We start from the raw sequence: 21074 nt of genomic DNA, 5'->3' as shown, positions 1-21074 counted from the left end.
GAACGATCCCCCACCAGTCCAGCACCACCACGTTCGTGATGACCGTGTCCGGCGCCCCCTCAGCCCGAGTAGCCGTCCCCTGAGCCATCGACTCGCGGATGGATTTCCCGCCCCCGAACACAACCTCCTCACCGCCGACAGTCCGGTCCTCCTCCACCTCGATCCACAGGTCGGTATCACCCAACCGAACCTGATCCCCCACAGTCGGCCCATACAAAGCGGCGTACGCGGCTCGAGAAATCTCAACCATGCCGCTTCACCTGGATCCCGGGCACGAGGCGGGCTCCCCGGAGCGCGACGAGGTTTACCTCGCGGGACGCGCCTGGTTCGAAGCGTTGCGACGTACCGGAGGGGATGTCGAGGCGGAAGCCGGCGGCGGCTTCGCGGTCGAAGGCCAGGGCGGTGTTGGCGTCGGGGAGGTGCAAGTGGGAGCCGATCTGGACCGGGCGGTCGCCGGTGTTCACGATTACCAGTCGCACGCGCTCTTCGGGAGTGCGGTCGGCGTTGAGAACGATGGTGCCCGGTCGGACGCGGATCGCTCCGGGTGCATCGGCCGGGGCGACTGCGGCTGTGTGCGTCCCCTGCTCTTCCTGACTAAGTCTACTCGGCTCTGTCATCGCGGCCGCCTTAAATTATCGGGCTGTGGATAGTCACGAGCTTGCGGCCGTCCGGGAAGGTGGCTTCGATCTGGACGTCGTGGAGAAGATCGGCGACGCCGGGCATGACCTGGTCGCGGGTGAGAACCTCGCGGCCGGTGTGCATGAGGTCGGCGACGGCGGCGCCTTCGCGGGCTCGTTCGATGACCCAGGTACTCAGGAGTGCGACGGCTTCGGGGTGGTTGAGGAGCACTCCCCGGGCCAGCCGGTCGCGAGCGACCATGCCGGCCACGGAGAGCAGCAACTTCTCGACGTCGGAGGGACTGAAGTTCACGACTTCACCGTAGCTGGCAGGACGTGGTCAGCGACCTTGTCCGTGCTCAGACACAAGGAACAAACTGCCGCACTGTGAGTCTGGCAGGCGGCCATGTCCGGGCGCTCATAGTCCTGGCGACACACGTGACACGTCAGTACGTCGCCGGACGGGTTGCCGTGCTCGTCGTACATGGGCAGGTCGAGGCCGTCGTCGGTACGGCGCAGGTAGTACTTCCCGCGAGTCAGTACGGCGAGCACCGGCGGCAGGACGAGCGCGAGCCCGATCGCGACCAGCGGGGAGTACGGCTTGATCCCGTCGCCGAGTCCACCGAAGAACACCAGGATCGACACCCCGGCCGCGACGCCCATCGAAACGAACCCGACCGGGTTGACGGCGTACAGCATGCCGCGGCGGAATTCGGGGTGCAGCGGTGACAGCTTCAGCAGGTACTTGTTGAAGACGATGTCGGAGGCAACGACCACGATCCACGCGATCCCGCAGTTCGCGTAGAAGCCGAGGATGGTGTTGAGGAAGTCGAACATGTTCGCCTCCATCAGCACCAGCGCGATCAACAGGTTGATCGCCAGGAAGACGAGTCGACCTGGGTAATGACGAGTCAACCTTGTGTACGAGTTGGTCCATGCGAGTGAACCTGAGTACGCATTCGTCACGTTGATCTTCACCTGGCTGATCACGACCAGTACGACGGCCAGCGTCATCGCGAGCCACCCCGGCAGGAACCCGCGGTAGATCTCCAGGAACTGATGCACCGGCTGGTTCGCGATCGCCGCCCCGTCGGAGACCTGCGCGATGACGTAGACCGCCAGGAACAACCCGATCACCTGCTTCAGCGCACCGAAGATCACCCAGCCCGGTCCGGCGAGCAGTACGGAGGTCCACCAGCGGCGCGAGTTCTCGGGGGTCTTCGGTGGCATGAAGCGCAGGTAGTCGATCTGCTCGGCGATCTGCGCGATCAGCGACAGGCAGACACCGGCCGCGAGCAGCATCGAGCCGAAGTTCGCGTCCGGACCGTAGTCGAGGAAGCTCGAGACCGACTCCGGGTGCGAGACCACGAGATACACGAACGGCAGCACCATCAGGACCAGCCAGAGCGGCGTGGTCCAGACCTGCAGCGTCGACAGCACCTTCATCCCGTAGATCACCAGCGGGAAGATCACCAGCGTGGACACGGCGTACCCGAGCCACAGTGGTATTCCGAGCCCCAGCTGCAACCCCTGCGCCATGATCGAGCCTTCGAGCGCGAAGAAGATGAACGTGAACGACGCGAAGATCACGTTGGTGACGACCGAGCCGTAGTACCCGAAGCCGCTGCCGCGGGTGATCAGGTCGAGGTCGATGTTGTACCGGGCGGCGTAGTACGCGAGCGGCAGGCCGGTCGCGAAGATCACCACCGCGAAGATGCCGATACCCCACAGCGCATTGGTGGTCCCGTACGCGATGCCGATGTTCGCGCCGATCGCGAAGTCGGCCAGGTAGGCGATGCCGCCGAGCGCCGAGACGCCGACGACGCCGGTCGACCAGCGGCGGTAGCTGCGCGGCGCGAACCGCAGCGTGTAGTCCTCGAGCGTCTCGCGGGTCGCGGCGGATTGGGTCGGTTCAGCGGGGGTGCGCTGGTCGAGCGAGGGTTCAACAGACATGGCGGAACTCCTGGCGGCACCTTCGGGCGAGTGGTGCTCCGGCGGGCCGGCGACGCTGCCGGCGGGCGATGCACCCGAATGGAAGGAACCTAGGAAGCGCGTGTTACCGCTGTGTTGCCGATCCGCTACGTTCGTGTATTTCCATCTGGAAGTAATCCGCGAGGTCGGCCTCGAGTTCCCGCTGTACGGCGCTCACCCGCGTCGCGACCGTGGATCCGACCGGCGACAGCGCGGCCACGATCCGGCGTTTGTCGGTCGCGTGGACCCGGCGCAGGATTAGACCGCGCTCGACGAGTTTGTCCACGTGCCGCGTCAGACTGGCGGCAGGCAGTACGGCGGCCTCCGCCAGCACCGACATCGGCTGGCCCGGTTCTTCGTGCAGCGCGGCCATGATCCGCCACTGCTCGATGGTCAGCTCGAACTCGTCGAGGAGCTCCTGCAGGCCGAGCTCGATCCGGCGCTCGGCGCGCTTGAGCTGCAACAACAGGCTGGTCGGCACGGCACCCCCTCGGTCTACGTGCTGGGAAATATAGCCGCTAGCTCGTAGATCCGCCTCCGATTCGGTAACACTGGGCTGACCACGAGCGGAGGAGGCGACAGTGCGACGTACCGACGTGGTCTCGATCGCCTTCGTCGTACCGCAGCAAGGACCGACCGGCCTCTACGGACCCTCCTGCCTGGCCTGCGGCCAACTCGCCGTCGAGCAACTCAACGCCCGCAACGGCATCGCCGGCCGGCAGATCGAGCTCGTGTACGTCGATGCCGGCCGCCCGGCCGAGGTGGTTGCGGAGGAGGTCGGCCGGCTCGTGGACAGCGGCCGCGTCGACGCGGTCGCGGGCTGGCACATCTCGGCGGTCCGGGTTGCGCTGGCGCGACGGATCCGGGGGCGGGTCGTGTATGCGTTCGCCGCGATGCACGAAGGCGGTGACGATACGCCCGGAGTCTTCCTGCTGGGCGAGCGTCCGGTGAACCAGTTGCTGCCGGCCGCGGCCTGGCTCCGCGAGCACCACGGAGCGCGACGCTGGGTTGTCGTGGGCAACGATTATGTCTACCCCCGGGTGACCGGCTCGGTGGCCCGGGAAGCCTTGCAGGACAAGGGTTCCGAGATCGTCCATTCGGCCTACGTCCCACTCGGTACGTCGGACTTCCGCGGCGTACTGGATGAGCTGCGGACGACCCCGGCCGACGGAGTGATCATGCTGCTGATGGGGCAGGACGCGGTGCACTTCAACCGTCAGTTCGCCCGGGCGGGGTTGAGTGATCGGCTGCTCCGGCTCAGCCCGGCGATCGAGGAGAACACGCTCCTCGGCGCCGGTGCCGGAGCCAACGACGGGTTGTTCGCGGCGGCGGCGTACTTCGATGGGATGCACACCGTGGAGAGCGGTGAGTTCGAGCGGACCTACTACGCGCGGTTCGGACCGTTCGCACCGGCGTTGAATGCGGTGGGCGAGTCCTGCTACGAGGCCATCCGCTTCCTGGCCCGCCTCGGAGAGGTCGCGGGGTCGATCGATATCGGCTCGGTCGCCGCGCTGCCCAGCGGCCACTTCTACGACAGCCCACGCGGACTGATGCGGCTCGACGGCAACCTGGTCGACCAGGACGTCTACCTAGCCGCCGCCGACGGCCTCCAATTCACCATCCAGGAGCAAATCGCCCACACCAGCTAGGGTCCGCCGCCCCGACTCGGGGTGGCTGCGCGCGCGGCCGATCCGCGCAACGACAGGACGTATACGTATGCGATGGCCCTCGGGCGGCGGCTCTCCCGCTTGCGGTGCCGTATGCGCACACGACTACCTCCTGTCGTTCCGATGCTAATCTCGTCGGCCAAGACATCTACCTGGCCGACGCAGACGGCCTCGAGCTCAAGATCCAGGAACAGATCGCCTGACTGGAGAGGCCTTGTCCGACATACCGCCTATGGGACGGCCCACCGAATTCGGCGACCTCAGTCCCTGGACGCTCGAGCGGACCGAGTTCTTCGCAGTGTCGAAGACCCCAGTCTGCTGGTACCCAGTGACGCTCGAGGGGGAGCTCCTGGGCTACCTATGGGCTGGGCTGTCTACCGAGGACGACACGGCTGGTTTCATTCCTCGGCACGGGATGGGTGCGACCGGCTTCGACGCCGGAGGCACCTGGCGCGGGCGGTTGAAACGAGCGAGGGACAAGGGCATGTCGCCGGCCGAGGCAGTTCGCCAGTGGGTCGGTGCGCCCGAGGATCCCAGGGGCGGGGGAGTGCCGGCGGACGCGGAGGAACGGATCCTGCCGAACTCGAAGGCAGTCCAGGTCCTCGCCCGGCGGACTAGGCGAGATATCCGTCCGGGCGAATGAGGATCTCGTCACCGTCCTTGGCGTGGAAGTGGACGAACGCCGCCGGCGACGCGTAGTTCCCGTCCGACGCGTCCCGCCGTACGACGTCCACTGTGTGCACTCCGGTCGATGGCGTGGTCGGGGTGAAGCGCAGCAGCGTGAAGTGTGGGCCGCGGAGCAGGTCGAACAAGCGCAGGTTGTTGCCGGAGGCATCGACCAACGGCGCGTCCGGGGCCCGGTCACCCGAGGCAATGACGCTGTTGTCGGACGGTGAGCGGTAGGAGATGTCGAGTTGCCGGGTGTTCTCCCCGCGCTCCAACGCGGACTCGTCGCCGTCGAGGTGCTTCTGCATCAGGTCCTCGCTGATGCCGAGGACGCGGGCCGCGTTGGTCCGGCGTTCGGTCTCGTAGGTCGCGAGGATCTCCTCGCGGCCGTCGGCGAGTTTCCAGCCGAGGTTGTACGCGTCCTGTACGCCGGTGTTCAGGCCCTGCCCGCCGGTCGGCGGGTGCACGTGGGCGGCGTCGCCGGCGATGAAGACCCGGCCGACGCGGAAGCGTTCGGCGAGCCGGACGTTCGGGCGCCAGACGGTGACCCAGGTCAGATCGCGCAGCTTGGCGAAACCGGGGCCGGCGTACGTGTCCATCAGGTCCTGGAGGACCTCGAGAGTCGGCTCGCGGTGTTCCTCGACGATCGGTGACGCCAGCTGGAACTGGTCGCGGCCGGCCAACGGCATCAGCACGATGCCCTCCATCGGGTTGTCCCGCTTGGCGAACCAGTACGACTTGTCGTGGTCGAGCCCATCGGCCGCCACGTCGCCGATCAGCACCTTGATCGAGTCGTCGGTCGTCCCTTCGAACGCGATCCCGAGGTGCTTGCGAACGAAGCTGCCGCCGCCGTCGGCACCGACCAGGTACGTCGCCTGAACGGTCTCGCCGGTCGACAGTTCGGCGACGACCCCGGTCGTGTCCTGGGTGAACCCGACGATGGCCGTGTCCAGTTCGACCTGGACGCCGTACTCGGCAAGTTTTGCGCGGAGGATTTCCTCGGTGTGGGACTGCGGGAGCATCCGCCCGTTCGGGTAGGGCACGTCCGGCGTGGGCTCGACGTGCTCACGCATCCGGCGCTGTTCGACCTCGATGCCGTCGAGATGGATGTGGACGGTCGATCCATCGATGCCTTGGCGGATGACTTCGTCGACGATGCCGAGGTCGTCGAACACCTCCAGGGTGCGCGGCTGCAGGCCGTCACCGCGGGATCCCTCGAAGAATTCGGTGGCCTTGTCGATGATGCGAACGGCGAGGCCGCGGCGGGCGAGGTCGATCGCCAGGGTGAGGCCGGTCGGGCCGGCACCTGCGATGAGTACGGTCATGATGGTCTCCTTGGGTGAATTGTGATTCACTGAATCTGGATTCACTATGAATCTCGCTAGAGTGCGATGTCAAGGAGGTGGGCGTGACGGAGACCGCGAGCCGCCGGGAACGGGCGGCAGGGACCGAGGCTGCGCTGAAGCAGGCGGCCCGGGAGGTGTTCGCCGCGCGCGGATACCTGAACACGAAGATCACCGACATCACCGCGGCCGCCGGTCGCGCGACGGGGTCGTTCTACAACCATTTCGCGAGCAAGGAAGAGCTGCTCGAGGCGCTGCTGAAGGACATGCTCGCGGCCGCGGATCAGCGAGTGCTGGACATCTCCGGGCACGACGACGACTTCAGGAAGCGATCGGCGATCCGCTGGCACGTCGCGATGTTCTGGCAGTTCTACCAGGACCACCTGCCGGAGATGATCGCGGTGAAACAGGCCGCCATGCTCGACCCCGAACTGGGTCGCCGCCTGCAGACGATCATGGCCGACGACGACGCCCACATGGTCGGCCACCTGGACCGGCTCCCCAACCCGCCGGCCGACCCCGCCGCGGTGATCACGGCCATGAACGCCCTGATGGAAGGCTTCGCCTACACCTGGCTGGTCGTCAACCCCGCCAACGGCCAAACCATCAAGCCCGACGCAGCCATCGACCTCCTCACCGACCTCCTCCACCACGGCCTGGCCGGCACCGCGGACCGCTGACACTGACCAACCTCCCGTACGCCGCGGAGTCCCCGCCTGCCCGCGCTGCCGATCGAGGCCCGCGAGGCGGTTGGTCAGTGCGGGCGGTCCGCTGCGTTGTGTCGAACCCCTTTTGTCGCTCAGCAACAAATTGCCTCGCCTCTCGCGGACGAAGCCCAGTTGCCCTGCACTCCGGTACTCGCTGCGCTTCGGCGGCGGATGCGGCTTCAGGGGAGATCCGTTGAAACAGTCGGCAGTCGGCAGTCGGCAGTTGGCGGTCGGCAGTCGGCGGTCGGCAGCCGGAACGCCCCAGGCCCACCGCACCGTCCACCGCCCGTCCGCCGCCGTCCCTCCGCCCACGGCCCGTCCCTCCGCTCCCTCCCCCTCTCCGGCAATTTGAGGGGAGATCCCCTGGAATTGCCGGTTCTCTAGCCAAAATTTGAGGGGAGCCCGGAGAAGGGGCCAGTTCAGGGGAGATCCGTTGAAATGGCCGCAGCCGCAGCCGCAGCCGCAGGCCGCAGCCGCAGCCGGCAGCTGGCAGCTGGCAGCTGGCAGCCGGAACGGGCCAGGCGGTACGGCGGGGCGGGTGGGTCCGGTACGGCGCTTGGTCGCTCGCCGCTGTGGCCGATCTACGGTGGCGGGTGGCGAGGCCCGGCGCGTGGCTGAGGGGGATGGTTCGGCCGGTGACCGCGTGCCCGCCGCTTGAGCCTCCGGGCTATGGCTGAGGTTCAAAATCTCCGCTGGGTAGTAACTCCTGGTCGCCATCTGCGTCACTCGCGCTATGCGTGACTTTTTCGGGTCTATACGCCGAAAAAGTCACGTATAACGACGTGACCGGCGGTCGGGAGCGCGCAGCGCCCAAGCGACCTGACCTGCGCCCTGAACCCACCGCGAAGGGTCACTTTTCAGGCCTCGTGGTCACTGACCGCAACCACAGCCCGAAGCCCAGGCAACGCTCAGCGCGGTCACCGGCCGAACCGTCCCCTTCAGCCCCGCGCGGGGCCCCAGCCACCCTCCAACTGTCAATCGGCCGCAGCGGCGAGCAACCAAACACCGTACGAGGTCGGCCGCATCGCAGCCAAGCAACTGGCCCTGGCCACAGCAACTACAGCAGGACGATCAGTCCTCCGGAGGCGGAGGTGGTTCTTCGGCGCCTTCGCGTTCGTCGCGGTCGGCCCACTCCAGCAGCGGGGTGAGGGAGTGGGACTTGTCGTCGATCGAGGCGTGCAGGTCGCCCAGGTCGGCGAAGCGTTGCGGGACGGTGGCGATGGTGAAGGACTTGGGGTCTACCGTGTCGATCTCGTCCCAGTGGATGGGAGTGGACACGGTGGCTTCGGGGTTGCCGCGGACCGAGTAGGCGCTGGCGATGGTGTGGTCGCGGGCGTTCTGGTTGTAGTCGACGAAGAGCTTCTTGGGGTCGCGGTCCTTGCGCCACCAGGTGGTGGTGACGTCGTCGGGCGCGCGCCGCTCGACCTCGCGCGCGAAGGCCAGCGCAGCCCGTCGTACGTCGGAGAATCCGTACTCCGGCTCGACCCGGACGTAGATGTGGATCCCGGAACCGCCGGACGTCTTCGGGTAGCCCTCCATGTCGAGCTCGTCCAGCACTTCATGGACGACGTGCGCGACACTGCGGACCCGGTCGAACGGGCAGTCCGGCATCGGGTCGAGGTCGATCCGCCACTCGTCGGGCTTCTCGGTGTCGGCACGGCGTGAGTTCCACGGGTGGAACTCGACGGTCGACATCTGCACGGCCCAGGCCACGTGGGCGATCTCGGTGACGCACAGCTCGTCCGCGGTCCGGTTGTACCGCGGGAACTTGACCTGCACGGTCTCCATCCACGGTGGCGCGCCATGCGGCAGCCGCTTCTGATGCACCTTGTCGCCGGAGACCCCGGACGGGAACCGGTGCATCATGCACGGCCGCTCCCGCAGCGCCCGGACGATGCCGTCACCCACGGACAGGTAGTACTTGACCAGGTCGAGCTTGGTCTCACCGCGCGCCGGGAAGTACACCCGGTCCGGGTTCGAGACCCGGACCGTCCGCTCGCCGACCTCCAGCTCGATCGCCGGAGACTTCTCCTTGGCCATGCGATCAACCTAACCGCACCCACAGACAAACGGCCATGTACTACGCCAGTCGCGTCAGCCAACCGCGCGTGTCGGGCACTCGGCCGTACTGAATGTCGAGCAGTGCCGCGCGGATCGCGGAGGTGACCGGGCCGGTGTCCTCGCTGATGGTCAGATCGCCGTCGGGCCACGCCAGGCGGCCGATCGGCGTGATGACGGCTGCGGTGCCGGAGGCGAAGACCTCGGTGATCTCGCCGGACCGGACGCCGTCCTTCCACTCGTCGGCGGAGATCCGGCGCTCCTCGACCTTGTGCCCGAGGTCAGCTGCCAACTCGAGAACGGAAGCGCGGGTGACGCCGGCCAGGATCGAGCCGGACAACTCGGGGGTGACGATCCGGCCGTCGGCGTACACGAAGAACATGTTCATGCTGCCGATCTCCTCGAGCCACTTGCGCTCGATGGCCTCGACGAAGGCGACCTGCTCGCAACCGTTGGCGGTCGCCTCGGCCAGGCCGACGAGGCTGGCGGCGTAGTTGCTGCCGGTCTTGGCCGCTCCCGTGCCGCCCGGCGTCGCGCGGACTGTAGAGGTGGTCAGCCAGATCGAGACGGGCCGGGGGCCGGTGTCGAAGTACGGGCCGGCCGGGGACGCGATGACACCGAACAGCACCTCGTGAGCCGGCCGCACGCTCAGAGCGGCCTCGGTGGCGATCATGTACGGCCGCAGGTACAGGCTGGTCTCACCATCGGTGGCCGACGGCACCCACACCTCGTCCACAGTCACCAGCGCGCGCAGTGCGCCAACGAACGCGTCCTCGGGCACCTGCGGCAGCGCGAGCCGCTGTGCGCTCGCAGTGAACCGGGCGGCATTGCGCTCGGGCCGAAACGCCCACACCGATCCGTCGGCATGCCGGTACGCCTTCAGGCCTTCGAAGATCTCCTGTGAATAGTGCAGTACGGCGGCGGCCGGGCTCACGCGCAGTGGTGCATACGCAGTCACCTTCGGGTCGTGCCAACCACGGTCGACTGTCCAGTTCGCCATCACCATGTGGTCGGTGAACGTCAGACCGAAGGTCGGGGAGGCCAAGACGGCCTCCCGTGCTTCAGCACTCGCCGGATCACTCCGCAGCTCCACTGCGAAGTCCCACACGTCACTCGCCGTCGTTTGTGCAGTCACCCCCGGCACGCTACTCCCGACTGCGGCCCCAGGACGACTCGCTGCCCACAGTGCGGCCGACCCGCCCGCGCCGAGCCACCAGAAGCTCGAGGTCGTGCAGGCCCGTCAGCGCCGGTGCGCACCGGCGAACGCCGATCAGAACTCGCTCCGCAGCGGCATACAGATAGGTGGTGTGCCACTCGTCCGGTAGCTCGATCAGCACGCGCAATGCGGTCGCCAACGCCGCTGCGCCTTGGCCGCCACCGGCAAAGCACTCGGCCATGCCCAGCTCGAGCAGGGCGCGCTCCTCCAATCGCTCGTCAGGGCAGAGCTCCAGCGCCCGCGCGAACATCAGACAGCCCGCCGTCCAATAGCCGAGGCTCGCGCAGACACTGCCCTCCACCACATGCACCTCGTACGGCGCGGGGCCGCCGGTGCTTGCCGAGGGCAACTCATTGGCGTGGCTGAGCACCTCCGGCAGGAGCTCGTGAGCCTCGACGACCCGACCGAGCTCGGCGAGGACGCGTGCCCGCGCCGCCCGGGCCCTCAGCACCGGGCCGGGGTGGCGCGGCTCTTGCAGGGCAAGCGCCAGGGCTTCGTCGGCCAGCTCCAGAAGCTGCACTGGTGCGCAGCCCTCGGAAAGCCCGCTGGTGGCCTCGCGACTGCGGGCGAGACTGCGAAGCCCGGGCTCGCCGAGCGCGTCTGCCAACTGGCGGGCAGCCCACCACCAGCGCCTGGCCTCGCCGGCCCTCCCGCACGCGGTGAGGGTCTCCGCGATCGACAGGCTGAGCTCAACCTGCCGGGCTTCGTGCGCCGCACGGTTGCCGGTCTGCGGTGCGCTCAGCTCACTCACCAGCGCAGGCAGCCGCCACGCCGCGGGAAGGCACGGGAGGGCAACGGGCCCTTCCGAAAGCACAGCCGAAGGCGCAGTGCGGAAGGCACTCGGAAACGCGGACGCCAGTTGCTGCCAGGCGGTGTCCAGAGAATCCGGCCGGCCTGCGGAGGTGCCGGTGCGGGCCTTCGTGGGCGTCCAGGCTTCGGCCAGTCGGCCGCCGGTGCCGAGCTCGCCGTCGCAGCGGCGCGCCAGATCGGCCGATCCCGGGCGTTGGCCGCGCTCCACCTGGGACAGGTAGCTGTGGTCGTATCCGACGCGGCCGGCGAGTTGGCGAAGGCTCAAGCCGGCCGCCTGCCTGCACTGACGCAACTGCGGGCCGAACGCCGCCCCGCCGGGTGCTGCTCGGGTTTCGGTTTCGGTTCGGGTCTCGGTCACAGGATCGCCCCCGTTCGTGGTGCGGGCCCTCCGGCCCGCTCACTGGTACGCCTGGTGGTTGCGGTGCGTGCCGCGAACCTACAAGGCCCCTCCGACAAAAGCGTTGGTGCTGGGCCGGTGGGCGGCTTCTCCTTGTTTTGTTGGGCTGTGTTGGGGTGTGGGCTGTTCGGGGAGCCCACTGCTCACACCTGGTGGGGCAGGTCGCAGGTGGGCAATCCTTGTGGGCATGGACACGATGCGGCGGCAGGCTCGGCTCTTTCGGCTGGTGCGGCATGCCGACGCATCCGGGCTCCGGGGGACGGGCACGCTGGCCGAGGGTGTGGAGTGGTCCGACGGCTCCGTCGCGCTGCGGTGGCGTGGCCCCTGGGCGAGCACCTCCAGTTGGGACGGCATGGAAGCGCTCCTCGCCGTGCACGCCACCGACGGTCGCACTCTGCTGCACTGGTCGACCGACGCGGAGGCGCCACTCGTGGATGACACCATTGCGCAGCCCGGTGCCAAGCCCCGAGGCTCGGCGCGCCGAGCTGACCAGCCGCCGGCCGTGGTGTGGTTGCCGGCGCCTGGCCTCGACGGACTCTGTGCGCGGTGTGGTCAGGTGTGGCCGTGCCTCAGCTGTGGGCCGTAATACGTCAGCGAGCGGCCACGGCCAGCAGGTAGCGAGCCGGGAGCTCGATCCCACCTCCCGGGTGGGTCCACTTCTCGGCGATCTTCTCCAGGACGAGGCCGCGGACCTCCTCCAACCGGCCGGCCTTCTCCAGCAAGGGGAAGGTCGCGACTCCGAGCGGATGCTGGGCCATCCGAGTGCTCCAGTACTCCGCTGCGGAGGAGGCGCGGAAGCTCAGCTCGTGCACTGTGGCGGAGACCTCGAAGCCGAACGGGGCAAACAGCTCCGACAAGGCCTTGGGGTCGTGCCAGTCGATGCGGCCTTCCATGGCTTCGCCGGAGCCGGTGACCTCGCGCACCGTGCGCACCAGGATGCCGATCACCTCGTCGAAGCCGCCAGGCACCCAGCTGGTCAGCAGGACCCGGCCGGTCGGTGTGGCGACCCTGGCGAACTCAGCTGCGGCTGCTTGCGGGTCGGGAGCGAAGATCACGGCGAAGTTCGACAGCAGGACGTCCACCGACGCATCGGGCAGTGGGATGGCGGCAGCGGTGCCGTTCACCGACGTGACGTCGCGGTCGCCCGTATTTGCCTGGATCACCGCCCGCAGTCGGTCCGCCGGCTCGACAGCCGTCACCCGCGCACCAAGGTCCGCGGCCAGCAGTGCCGCGTTCCCCGTGCCGGCGCCGACGTCGACGACATGTTCCCCCGGTTGGATCCGGGCCGCCGCGACCAGCTCGCGCGCGGCCGGCGCCAGATCGGCAGCAGTCGACTCGTAAGTGCCCTGTCCCCAGTCGATGTCACTCATGGAGGACACCGTAGCCCTGGCGGAGATCGGACAGGGGCGGCAATCCGTCACAGTCCGCGCTTGACCCCGGAGTTATTAAGCCTCTCTACTAAATGCACCCCAACCGCCCCCGGGAGGTCCACCATGCGTTCCTGGCGTTCACGGTCCCTCGCTGTCGTCGTCGGATTGCTCTTAGTACTCGTCGGCGGCGCCCAAACCGCGCAGGCGGCGAACATCTTGACCAATCCGGGTTTCGAGAGCGGCTCACTGAGCGGCTGGAGCTGTTCGGGTGGGTCGGTCGTCAGCAGTCCGGTGCGTAGTGGGGGCTTCGCGCTCAACGGTGCGGTGTCCAGTTCCGACTTCGCCCAGTGCAGCCAGACAGTCACGGTTCTCCCCAGTACGACGTACTCGCTGTCCGGGTGGGTGCGCGGTTCCTACGTCTATCTGGGAGTCACCGGGGGCTCCTCCACGTGGACGCCATCGGCCACGAGCTACACCCAGCTGAGCCTCTCGTTCACCACGGGCGCCAGCCAGACATCCGTTCAGATCTACGTCCACGGTTGGTACGGCCAACCGGCGTACCAGGCTGATGACATCAACCTGGACGGACCGGGCGGCAACCCGAACCCAGGTGGACCGGGTGTCCCCGGGACGCCGTCAGTGACCAGTACGACGAACAATGCGATCGGACTGAGCTGGGGCGCCTCGACCGGCACTGTCACGGGCTACCGGGTCTATGAGGGATCGGCTGTGGTCCAGACAGTCACCGGTACGACGGCCACCGTCAGCGGGCTCGGTGCGTGCACCAGCCACACCTACACCGTTGCCGCGTACAACAGCACCGGGGAGTCGGCGAAAACGCCAGGTGCCTCGGCCACCACCACTGGGTGCACCAACACCGGGCTGCCGAAGCATGCGCTGATCGGCTACCTGCATGCGAGTTTCGCCAACGGCTCCGGGTACGTGCGGATGTCCGACGTACCGACTGAGTGGAACATCATCAACCTGTCCTTCGGGGAGCCGACCTCGGTCACCTCCGGCGACATCCGGTTCAACCGCTGCCCTGCGAGCGAGTGCCCGAGTGTCGAGAGCGATGCGGACTTCCTGGCCGCTATCAAGGCCAAACAGGCCGCAGGCAAGAAGGTGCTGCTCTCGATCGGCGGACAGAACGGACAGGTCCAGCTGACCACCGCAGGTGCCCGGGACGCGTTCGTGAACTCGGTGAGCGCGATCATCGACCGCTGGGGTCTGGACGGGCTGGACGTCGACTTCGAGGGCCACTCGCTCTATCTGAACGCCAACGACACCGACTTCCGCAACCCGACCACACCGGTCGTGGTGAACCTGATCTCCGCACTCAAAACACTCAAGGCCAAGTACGGCGCCAAGTTCGTGCTGACGATGGCGCCGGAGACGTTCTTCGTGCAGATCGGCTACCAGTTCTACGGTCCGGGCACGAACGGTGGTGACAACCGCAGGGGCTCCTACCTGCCGGTGATTCACGCGCTGCGGGACGCACTGACGGTTCTGCACGTCCAGGACTACAACTCGGGTCCGGTGATGGGGCTGGACAACCAGCACCACACCATGGGCGGCGCAGACTTCCACATCGCGATGACCGACATGATCAAGGCCGGCTTCCCGGTCGGGACCACCGGACAGACCTTCCCAGGGCTGCGTGAGGACCAGATCGCCTTCGGCGTGCCGGCCGCGACCAGTGCAGGCAACGGCTACACCTCTCCCACGGACGTGCAGACAGCGGTCAACTGCCTGGTCAAGGGACAGAGCTGCGGTGGCTACTCGCTACGCGGCGGGACCTCACCGGCGTTCCGCGGGCTGATGACCTGGTCGATCAACTGGGACAAGTACTACAACTGGGAGTTCCGGAACAGCCACGCCCCGTTCCTCGCCGCCCTCCCATAACGGCGGCTGTAGGCCCAGTCCCTGGTTCGGTCCGCGCCCCGCCCCCGCAGGCCGAACCGGGGCCTGTGGACAACCGATCCTCATTTGTGGGTTTTCGCTGGTATCAATGAGACATGACAGCGTCGACTTCCCGCCCGGTGATCCTCACCGTGGACGACGACCCGGGCGTTTCCCGGTCCATCGCTCGTGACCTCCGTCGGCGGTATGCCGAGGAAAACCGCATTGTTCGGGCTGAGACACCGGCCCAGGCCATGGAGGCCCTGAAGGAGCTCAAACTCCGGGGCGAGCAGGTGGCGCTGCTGCTGGCCGACTACCGGATGCCGCAGATGTCCGGCATCGAGTTCCTCGAGGCCGCGATGGATCTCTACCCGCTGGCCCGCCGGGTCCTGCTGACGGCGTACGCCGACACGGATGCCGCGATCCAGGCGATCAACGTGGTCGACCTCGACCACTACCTGCTCAAACCGTGGAACCCGCCGGAGGAGAAGCTCTACCCGGTGGTCGACTCGATGCTGGAGCTCTGGAAGTCGACACCGGCGGTGTCGTCCGACGAGACCCGGGTCATCGGTCACCGCTGGTCCGCACCCTCATTCGCCGCCCGTGACTTCCTGGCGCGCAACGCCGTGCCGTACCAGTGGCTCGGTGTGGACGACGACGAGAGTCAGCGGCTGCTCGAAGCCGCCGGTGTGGACGGCGGCACGCTGCCCGTCATCATCACGCCGGACGGCGTCGTACTGGTTGCGCCCAGTGAAGCTGAGCTGGCTGACAAGGTCGGACTGGCAACGCACCCGACCGAGGAGTTCTACGACCTTGTAGTGGTCGGTGGCGGACCCGCTGGCCTCGGTGCGGCTGTGTACGGCGCCAGTGAGGGGCTGCGGACTGTTCTGGTCGAGCAGGTCGCCACTGGTGGTCAGGCTGGTCAGTCGAGCCGCATCGAGAACTACCTGGGCTTCCCGGACGGAGTGTCCGGGGCTCAGCTGACGGACCGGGCGCGGCGACAGGCAGTGCGGTTCGGCGCTGAGCTGCTGACGGCCCGGCAGGTGGTGGGGCTGGAGACGCTCGGATCGGCGCGGCGGCTCAAGTTCTCCGACGGCAGTGAGATCTCTGCGCACTCCGTCATCCTGGCCACCGGTGTCGCGTACCGGCAGCTCGATGCACCCGGTATGGACGACCTGTGCGGCCGGGGAATCTATTACGGCGCGGCCACCACCGAGGGGCCGAGCTGTGCCGGCCAGGACGTCTACATCGTCGGCGGGGCGAACTCCGCCGGTCAGGCTGCGGTCTATTTCTCGAAACACGCTTCCCGCGTGCATATGCTGGTCAGAGGTCCCTCACTCGTGGCGACCATGTCGTCGTACCTGATCGATCAGATCGCCGGCATCGACAACATCGAGGTGCACACCTGTACGCAGGTGGTCTCCTGCAAGGGTTCGGAACACTTGGAGCGCGTGACGCTGATCAACAGCGCGACCGGGGAGAGCCGGGAGGTGGACACGGAGTGGATGTTCGTGTTCATCGGTGCGGCCCCGCGGACGGACTGGCTGCCCGGCGACCTGTTGCGCGACGAGCGAGGCTTCGTGCTGACCGGACCGGATCTGCGCGGACGGCCACCGGGCTGGGCGCTGGACCGCGACCCCTATCACCTGGAGACGAGCATGCCCGGCGTCTTCGCGGCCGGGGACGTGCGGGCCGAGTCCGTCAAGCGGGTCGCCTCGGCAGTCGGTGACGGCGCGATGGCCGTGACCTTGGTGCACCGATACCTGGAGATGCTCTGATGACTGTGTCCGAGAATGCGGCCGACGCCGGTGAACTGCGCCGGATGTCGCGGGACGAGCTGCGCACACTGTTCCTGTTCGAGGCGCTGTCCGACGAGCAGCTCGACTGGATCGCCCGCGAGGGGTATGTCACCCACGTCGAGGAAGGCCGGGTCTTCCAGGAGGGCGCCGAGGCGACCTGCTGCTTCATGTTGCTGTCCGGCTCGCTGCGGATGTGCAAGCTGATTCAGGGCGAAGAGGTGGAGACCAATCGCACCTCCCAGCGCGGTGTCTACGCCGGCGCCTACAACGCCTTCTTCGGCGACAACGAGAGCAACACCTACAACGCCTCGATGTACGTCCTGGAGCCGTCGGACTTCTATGTGATCGACGCTCAGACGATGGCCAGCATGATCAGCACGTGGTTCCCGATGGCCATGCACCTGATCGAGGGCTTCGTGATGGGTACGCGCCGCAGCAACGAGACCATCGGCCAGCGTGAGCGGCTGCTGGCCCTCGGTTCGCTGTCCGCGGGGCTGACCCACGAGCTGAACAACCCGGCCGCGGCCGCGGTCCGGGCCGCGGCAACTCTGCGGCAGCGCGTGGCCGGCATGCGGCACAAGCTGGCGATGCTCGCCGACGGGACGCTCGACGCGACCAAGCTGCACAAGATCGTCGCCATCCAGGAGGACGCGGTCGAGCGCGTGGCCAAGGCGCGCGACATGTCGGTGATGGAGCAGAGCGACGCCGAGGACGAGTTGTCGGACTGGCTCGACGACCACGGTGTCCGCGACAGCTGGGATGTCGCCCCCGTGCTCGCGGCGGTCGGTTTGGACGCAGCTTGGATGGAGGGTGTGCGTTCCGCCGTCGGCGATGAGTACCTCGAAGGTGCGGTCCGCTGGCTGATGTACACGATCGACACCGAGTCCCTGATGAACGAGATCGATGATTCGGTCACGCGGATCTCCACGCTGGTCGGGGCGGCCAAGCAGTACTCGCAGATCGACAGAGCGCCGTACCAGATCGTTGATCTGCGCGAGCTGCTGAAGTCGACGCTGGTGATGATGTCGGGCAAGCTTGAGGGCCTGACGGTCGTGAAGGAGTTCGACCCCGAGCTGCCGCAGATCCCGGCGTACGCCGCGGAGCTGAACCAGGTCTGGACGAACATCATCGACAACGCCGTCCAGGCGATGAACGGGTCGGGCACGTTGACGCTGAGGACCCGGCGCGACGGTCAGTACGTCGTCGTCGAGATCGGTGACACCGGACCGGGGATCCCGGCCGACATCAAGACCCGCATCTTCGAGCCGTTCTTCACCACCAAGCCGATCGGCGAAGGCACCGGCCTGGGGCTCGACATCTCCTGGCGCATCGTCGTGAAGAAGCACCACGGTGATCTCCGGGTGGACTCCAAGCCCGGCGAGACCTGGTTCACGATCGTCCTCCCGGTCGACCCCGAAGCCGAGATCCAGGCCCAGGGCGACCTCGTCTCCTGACCCCGGATATCCCGTGGACAGGCCTATCAGACCAGCCGGATGATCGACGCTATGGCGACTCAGAAGATTCGGTTGGTGGAGCTGCCGCCCGCGGCGATGGAGGCCTTGCTCGCGGGAGATCTGGTGACAGCCCGGGCCTTGACCGGGGTTGAGCTCGGAGCGTTGTTCGTCGAGGACCGCGCGAAGTGGCTGTGGGGCTACCGGCTCAAACAGCTTGAGGTGGAACCAGAGGCCGCGCCCTGGATCGCGCGGATCGTGGTCAACGAGCCGGATGGTGCGGTGGTCGGGTACACCGGCTTCCACGGGCCGCCGGACGAGGTGGGCATGGTGGAGGTCGGGTACACGGTCGATCCGGCGTACCAGCGGCAGGGTTATGCGACCGCGATGCTCCAGGCCCTGCTCGATCGGGCTGCCCGTGAGCCCGCCGTACGGGTGGTGCGGGCGTCGATCAGTCCGGACAACGTGGGGTCGCTGGCGACGGTGGCGAAGTTCGGGTTCGTGCAGGTGGGCGATCAGTGGGACGACGAGGACGGGCTGGAGTTGCTGTTCGAGCTGCCGGTCAAGTGATCGGCTGGGTGGCTTCGAGGTCTGCGATCGCTGCGCGGGTGGCGTTGACGAAGCTCCAGAAGGTCGGCTTCGTGGTGTTCTTGCGGTCGGCGCGGGTGTTGGTGCCGAACATTGCCAGCCGCAGGGCCGTGGTGATTTCGAGCTGCGCGCCTTTGCCGAGCAGGGTGCGGTTGGCGATGTTGTCCGGGTCGTCGCCGTTCAGATCGGGAACGTTGACCGCATCGATCGCCCGTACGCCGGCAGCGCTCAGTCTCGTGATGAGCCGCGACTTGAGCGCGGTGCTGCGGCCGCCGACGAGCACGGCCTGAGTACCGTCGGGGAGCCCGGCCTGGGACTCCTTGCAGCCGTGCAGGCCGATCGCGTTGAGTGAGCCGGCGGCCAGGGAACGCGCGACGTGGTCGTCGCAGTTCGCGGACGTGACATGCAGTTCGCCGTTGCCGGAGCTGCGCAGACCTTCGAACATCCAGTAGTCGTGCACCTGCCCACTGGTCGCTAGGTCCGCGGGGTGGTAACCCGCGATCGCCAGGCACAACTCCGACGTACCGGTCTCGATCCCACCGCCGTGCGGAGCCAGGATCACCGTCCGCTGTACGCCGATCCGCTGGGTCAGGTCGTCGTCGAACCACCCATGCCGCCGGAACCGCCGTGCGTAGTCGACTCCCTCGGCCAGCCCGGGATCGGCGTACAAGGCGGTGTTGGACGGGTAGTGATCTGCCGTGACGGCAGCCGAAGCTGTCGTCGTCCGGGCCGCGACCGCTGCCACAACTGCCATCCCCAGAAAACCGCGTCGTGAGCTCTGCACGCCGTCCACTCTGCGGCAGCCCGCCGGTCAGCGAGCCGCGCGCGGCGTGTCGCGTCGGTAAGGACACGTGGTGCGGGCCGATTCGGAGGTGGTGCTGCCGGGCTCACGCTCAGCCGGGCATATACGTAGACGACTACTACGTGTTCTTCGCGACATGATGTCGGCATGTTCACCTTGGAGCAGACCAACGAGATTCATGACCGGCTCGGGAACGCGTCGACGCTGAAGGACTATCTGCTGGCGCTTCGGGCGATCGGGGTGCTGGCGAGCGTTTCCTATCTGACCGACGGGCACACAGTGCACCACGGCGCGGACGGCTACGAGGTCGTGACTGAGCCGACCCATGAGGTCTTCGAGGTCGCCGCGACCAGTGACAAGGAGGCGTTCGTCGAGCAGTTGCGCCTGCACGAGACGGGAGTGACCTCGTATGTCGAGATGTCGCGCGGACTGGCCGAGGCCGGCGTGGACAAGTGGACGTTGGACACCATGGAGCTGACGATGACGTACTACGACCGTGCGGGGACTGTGCTGTTGTCGGAGTCAGTGTGATGGACCTGCAGGGGTTGGCGGATCGGCTGGTTGCATCTGGTGAAGTGCCTGGGGCTGTTGTGGGTGTCACTGATGGTCGCGAGCAGTGGGTGGTGGCGGCTGGGACCGATGGGCCGGGTGGTGTGGCGCTCACGAGTGATGCGGTGTTTCGGATCAGTTCGATGACGAAGCCGTTGGCTGCGGTGTTGACGTTGCAGCTGGTTGAGGCTGGGGTGCTGGGGCTTCAGGATCCGATCGAGCGGTGGTTGCCGGAGCTCGCTGGGCAGCGCGTCGTACGGCGGCTCGACGGGCCGATCGATGACACGGTGCCGGCGGAGCAGTCGCCGACTGTTGAGGATCTGCTGGTGATGCGGCTCGGGTTCGGGTTCGCCTTCGAGGTGGAGTCGTGTCCGGTCGCTGAGGCGGCTGGTGGGTTGGGGCTCGGACCGCCTAAGCCTTCGTTGGTGACGCTTGATCCGGATCGATGGATCGCGCGGTTCGGTGAGTTGCCGCTGATGGAACAGCCCGGACGGCATTGGCGGTACGAGCTGGCGTACGGCGTACTCGGAGTGCTGCTCTCTCGGGCCAGCGGGATCGAGCTGCCGGAGCTGTTCCGGCAGCGGTTGTTCGAGCCGCTGGGGATGAGTGACTCCGGGTTCGTGGTGCCTTCGCAGGCACGGAATCGGCTGGTACAGAGTTTCGTGGGGACTGACGTGTTTGACGATGCGGCGAGCAGCGACTGGTTGACGCCGCCGGTCTTCCCGTACGCCGGTGGTGGGCTGGTCTCGACTGCTGGTGGCTACCTTCGCTTCGTGTCCGCGATGCTGAACGGCGAGCTGCTGCGGCCGGACCTCGCGGCGGCGATGGTCTCCGATCAGCTGACTGCCGAGCAGCGCTCCGGGGCGTCGGCGCAGATCTTCCTCGACGGCGGGGGATGGGGGTACGGCGTACAGGTCGATGGAACGCGGTACGGATGGGGTGGTGGGCTGGGGACCCTGTGGTACTCGTATCCCGAGGCTGGACTTGGCGCCGTACTGATGACGCAGGTGCTGCCGCCGTCGCCCGCAACGATCGCTACGTTCGCGAATACGGTCGGTGCGTGGGCTTCGAGCTAGACGTCCGCTCGGCGTTCCGTCGGGGCGACAACGCCGAGCTACCGCGAATGCGACGGCCGAGGGGCGCGACCGCACATCCAGGCGGCTG

The 21074-nt window shown here is 67.3% G+C and carries 20 protein-coding genes and 1 pseudogene; 10 read left to right on the top strand and 11 right to left on the bottom strand.

Annotated features, from left to right (window positions below):
* From ureC to E1261_RS27915, 5 genes and pseudogenes are all read right to left on the bottom strand, one after another.
* A pseudogene (gene ureC, locus E1261_RS27935) lies at positions 1–250 on the bottom strand (urease subunit alpha); the annotation flags it as partial.
* The gene (gene ureB / locus E1261_RS27930) at positions 243–617 is read right to left on the bottom strand and encodes an urease subunit beta (RefSeq protein WP_132411631.1); all 375 of its coding nucleotides are present in this window, start codon (positions 615–617) and stop codon (positions 243–245) included. The gene ureB and the pseudogene ureC, both read right to left, overlap by 8 nt.
* 10 nt (positions 618–627) lie before the next feature.
* Positions 628–930 (bottom strand): urease subunit gamma, encoded by a 303-nt coding sequence (locus E1261_RS27925; RefSeq protein WP_132411629.1) that lies wholly within the window; start codon positions 928–930, stop codon positions 628–630.
* Positions 927–2570: a purine-cytosine permease family protein gene (locus E1261_RS27920; RefSeq protein WP_132411627.1), complete on the bottom strand. Its 1644-nt coding sequence runs from the start codon at positions 2568–2570 to the stop codon at positions 927–929. The genes E1261_RS27925 and E1261_RS27920 overlap by 4 nt, the downstream gene beginning before the upstream one ends.
* A gap of 103 nt (positions 2571–2673) precedes the next feature.
* Positions 2674–3069, bottom strand: coding sequence for a MarR family winged helix-turn-helix transcriptional regulator (locus tag E1261_RS27915; RefSeq protein WP_132411625.1), 396 nt, complete (start codon positions 3067–3069; stop codon positions 2674–2676).
* A 100-nt stretch (positions 3070–3169) separates the two neighbouring features.
* On the opposite strand from E1261_RS27915, the gene E1261_RS27910 reads away from it, so the two are divergent.
* Positions 3170–4237 (top strand): substrate-binding domain-containing protein, encoded by a 1068-nt coding sequence (locus tag E1261_RS27910; RefSeq protein WP_238176472.1) that lies wholly within the window; start codon positions 3170–3172, stop codon positions 4235–4237.
* A 250-nt stretch (positions 4238–4487) separates the two neighbouring features.
* Positions 4488–4898 (top strand): hypothetical protein, encoded by a 411-nt coding sequence (locus E1261_RS27905; protein WP_132411623.1) that lies wholly within the window; start codon positions 4488–4490, stop codon positions 4896–4898.
* Here E1261_RS27905 and E1261_RS27900 read toward each other — a convergent pair.
* Positions 4870–6246: an FAD-dependent monooxygenase gene (locus tag E1261_RS27900; RefSeq protein WP_132411621.1), complete on the bottom strand. Its 1377-nt coding sequence runs from the start codon at positions 6244–6246 to the stop codon at positions 4870–4872. The genes E1261_RS27905 and E1261_RS27900 overlap by 29 nt on opposite strands.
* Before the next feature lie 83 nt (positions 6247–6329).
* Here E1261_RS27900 and E1261_RS27895 point away from each other — a divergent pair, with 83 nt between their 5' ends.
* Positions 6330–6944: a TetR/AcrR family transcriptional regulator gene (locus E1261_RS27895; protein WP_132411619.1), complete on the top strand. Its 615-nt coding sequence runs from the start codon at positions 6330–6332 to the stop codon at positions 6942–6944.
* Between the two features lie 1098 nt (positions 6945–8042).
* Here E1261_RS27895 and ligD read toward each other — a convergent pair.
* Genes ligD through E1261_RS27880 form a run of 3 tightly spaced genes read right to left on the bottom strand, consistent with a single transcriptional unit; the run spans position 8043 to position 11413 of the window.
* The gene (gene ligD / locus E1261_RS27890; RefSeq protein WP_132411617.1) at positions 8043–9011 is read right to left on the bottom strand and encodes a non-homologous end-joining DNA ligase; all 969 of its coding nucleotides are present in this window, start codon (positions 9009–9011) and stop codon (positions 8043–8045) included.
* Positions 9012–9051: 40 nt separating this feature from the next.
* Positions 9052–10173, bottom strand: a complete 1122-nt coding sequence (locus tag E1261_RS27885; RefSeq protein WP_420814030.1) for a branched-chain amino acid aminotransferase — start codon at positions 10171–10173, stop codon at positions 9052–9054.
* A 1-nt stretch (position 10174) separates the two neighbouring features.
* On the bottom strand, positions 10175–11413 hold the full coding sequence (locus E1261_RS27880) for a helix-turn-helix domain-containing protein (RefSeq protein ID WP_132411613.1): 1239 nt from the start codon (positions 11411–11413) through the stop codon (positions 10175–10177).
* A gap of 226 nt (positions 11414–11639) precedes the next feature.
* Between E1261_RS27880 and E1261_RS46075 the strand changes: the two genes are divergently transcribed.
* Positions 11640–12038 (top strand): hypothetical protein, encoded by a 399-nt coding sequence (locus E1261_RS46075; protein ID WP_202875088.1) that lies wholly within the window; start codon positions 11640–11642, stop codon positions 12036–12038.
* Positions 12039–12042: 4 nt separating this feature from the next.
* Here E1261_RS46075 and E1261_RS27870 read toward each other — a convergent pair whose 3' ends face one another.
* Positions 12043–12822, bottom strand: coding sequence for a class I SAM-dependent methyltransferase (locus E1261_RS27870; RefSeq protein ID WP_132411611.1), 780 nt, complete (start codon positions 12820–12822; stop codon positions 12043–12045).
* 123 nt (positions 12823–12945) lie between these two features.
* Between E1261_RS27870 and E1261_RS27865 the strand changes: the two genes are divergently transcribed.
* From E1261_RS27865 to E1261_RS27850, 4 genes are all read left to right on the top strand, one after another.
* On the top strand, positions 12946–14724 hold the full coding sequence (locus E1261_RS27865) for a chitinase (RefSeq protein WP_132411609.1): 1779 nt from the start codon (positions 12946–12948) through the stop codon (positions 14722–14724).
* 113 nt (positions 14725–14837) lie between these two features.
* Positions 14838–16499, top strand: coding sequence for an NAD(P)/FAD-dependent oxidoreductase (locus E1261_RS27860; protein WP_132411607.1), 1662 nt, complete (start codon positions 14838–14840; stop codon positions 16497–16499).
* Complete coding sequence (locus E1261_RS27855) at positions 16499–17974, top strand: ATP-binding protein (RefSeq protein ID WP_132411605.1); 1476 nt, start codon at positions 16499–16501, stop codon at positions 17972–17974. Before E1261_RS27860 ends, E1261_RS27855 begins: the two co-directional genes overlap by 1 nt.
* Positions 17975–18025: 51 nt before the next feature.
* On the top strand, positions 18026–18541 hold the full coding sequence (locus E1261_RS27850) for a GNAT family N-acetyltransferase (protein ID WP_202875086.1): 516 nt from the start codon (positions 18026–18028) through the stop codon (positions 18539–18541).
* On the opposite strand, the gene E1261_RS27845 is transcribed toward E1261_RS27850, so the two are convergent.
* Positions 18534–19313, bottom strand: a complete 780-nt coding sequence (locus tag E1261_RS27845) for a poly-gamma-glutamate hydrolase family protein (protein WP_132411603.1) — start codon at positions 19311–19313, stop codon at positions 18534–18536. The two genes, E1261_RS27850 and E1261_RS27845, sit on opposite strands and share 8 nt — an antisense overlap.
* A 195-nt stretch (positions 19314–19508) precedes the next feature.
* On the opposite strand from E1261_RS27845, the gene E1261_RS27840 reads away from it, so the two are divergent.
* Together E1261_RS27840 and E1261_RS27835 are read left to right on the top strand one after the other, a co-directional pair.
* A complete protein-coding gene (locus E1261_RS27840) occupies positions 19509–19892 on the top strand; it encodes a DUF1398 family protein (RefSeq protein ID WP_132411601.1) in 384 nt (127 codons plus the stop codon).
* A complete protein-coding gene (locus E1261_RS27835) occupies positions 19892–20986 on the top strand; it encodes a serine hydrolase domain-containing protein (RefSeq protein ID WP_132411599.1) in 1095 nt (364 codons plus the stop codon). The genes E1261_RS27840 and E1261_RS27835 overlap by 1 nt, the downstream gene beginning before the upstream one ends.
* The last annotated feature ends 88 nt before the right edge of the window (positions 20987–21074 follow it).

This window comes from Kribbella albertanoniae (assembly GCF_004348455.1).
GTDB lineage: Bacteria > Actinomycetota > Actinomycetes > Propionibacteriales > Kribbellaceae > Kribbella > Kribbella albertanoniae.
Note: the sequence above shows the minus strand (reverse complement) of the source record. Positions and strands in the feature narration are given on the sequence as shown.

Coding starts and splice junctions, on each gene's coding strand:
- E1261_RS27920 (WP_132411627.1), bottom strand. CDS start 2,570: ATGTCTGTTGAACCCTCGCTCGACCAGCGCACCCCCGCTGAACCGACC.
- E1261_RS27870 (WP_132411611.1), bottom strand. CDS start 12,822: ATGAGTGACATCGACTGGGGACAGGGCACTTACGAGTCGACTGCTGCC.
- E1261_RS27835 (WP_132411599.1), top strand. CDS start 19,892: ATGGACCTGCAGGGGTTGGCGGATCGGCTGGTTGCATCTGGTGAAGTG.
- E1261_RS46075 (WP_202875088.1), top strand. CDS start 11,640: ATGGACACGATGCGGCGGCAGGCTCGGCTCTTTCGGCTGGTGCGGCAT.
- E1261_RS27850 (WP_202875086.1), top strand. CDS start 18,026: ATGGCGACTCAGAAGATTCGGTTGGTGGAGCTGCCGCCCGCGGCGATG.
- E1261_RS27865 (WP_132411609.1), top strand. CDS start 12,946: ATGCGTTCCTGGCGTTCACGGTCCCTCGCTGTCGTCGTCGGATTGCTC.
- E1261_RS27855 (WP_132411605.1), top strand. CDS start 16,499: ATGACTGTGTCCGAGAATGCGGCCGACGCCGGTGAACTGCGCCGGATG.
- ureB (WP_132411631.1), bottom strand. CDS start 617: ATGACAGAGCCGAGTAGACTTAGTCAGGAAGAGCAGGGGACGCACACA.
- E1261_RS27900 (WP_132411621.1), bottom strand. CDS start 6,246: ATGACCGTACTCATCGCAGGTGCCGGCCCGACCGGCCTCACCCTGGCG.
- E1261_RS27840 (WP_132411601.1), top strand. CDS start 19,509: ATGTTCACCTTGGAGCAGACCAACGAGATTCATGACCGGCTCGGGAAC.
- ligD (WP_132411617.1), bottom strand. CDS start 9,011: ATGGCCAAGGAGAAGTCTCCGGCGATCGAGCTGGAGGTCGGCGAGCGG.
- E1261_RS27860 (WP_132411607.1), top strand. CDS start 14,838: ATGACAGCGTCGACTTCCCGCCCGGTGATCCTCACCGTGGACGACGAC.
- E1261_RS27905 (WP_132411623.1), top strand. CDS start 4,488: ATGGGACGGCCCACCGAATTCGGCGACCTCAGTCCCTGGACGCTCGAG.
- E1261_RS27845 (WP_132411603.1), bottom strand. CDS start 19,313: ATGGCAGTTGTGGCAGCGGTCGCGGCCCGGACGACGACAGCTTCGGCT.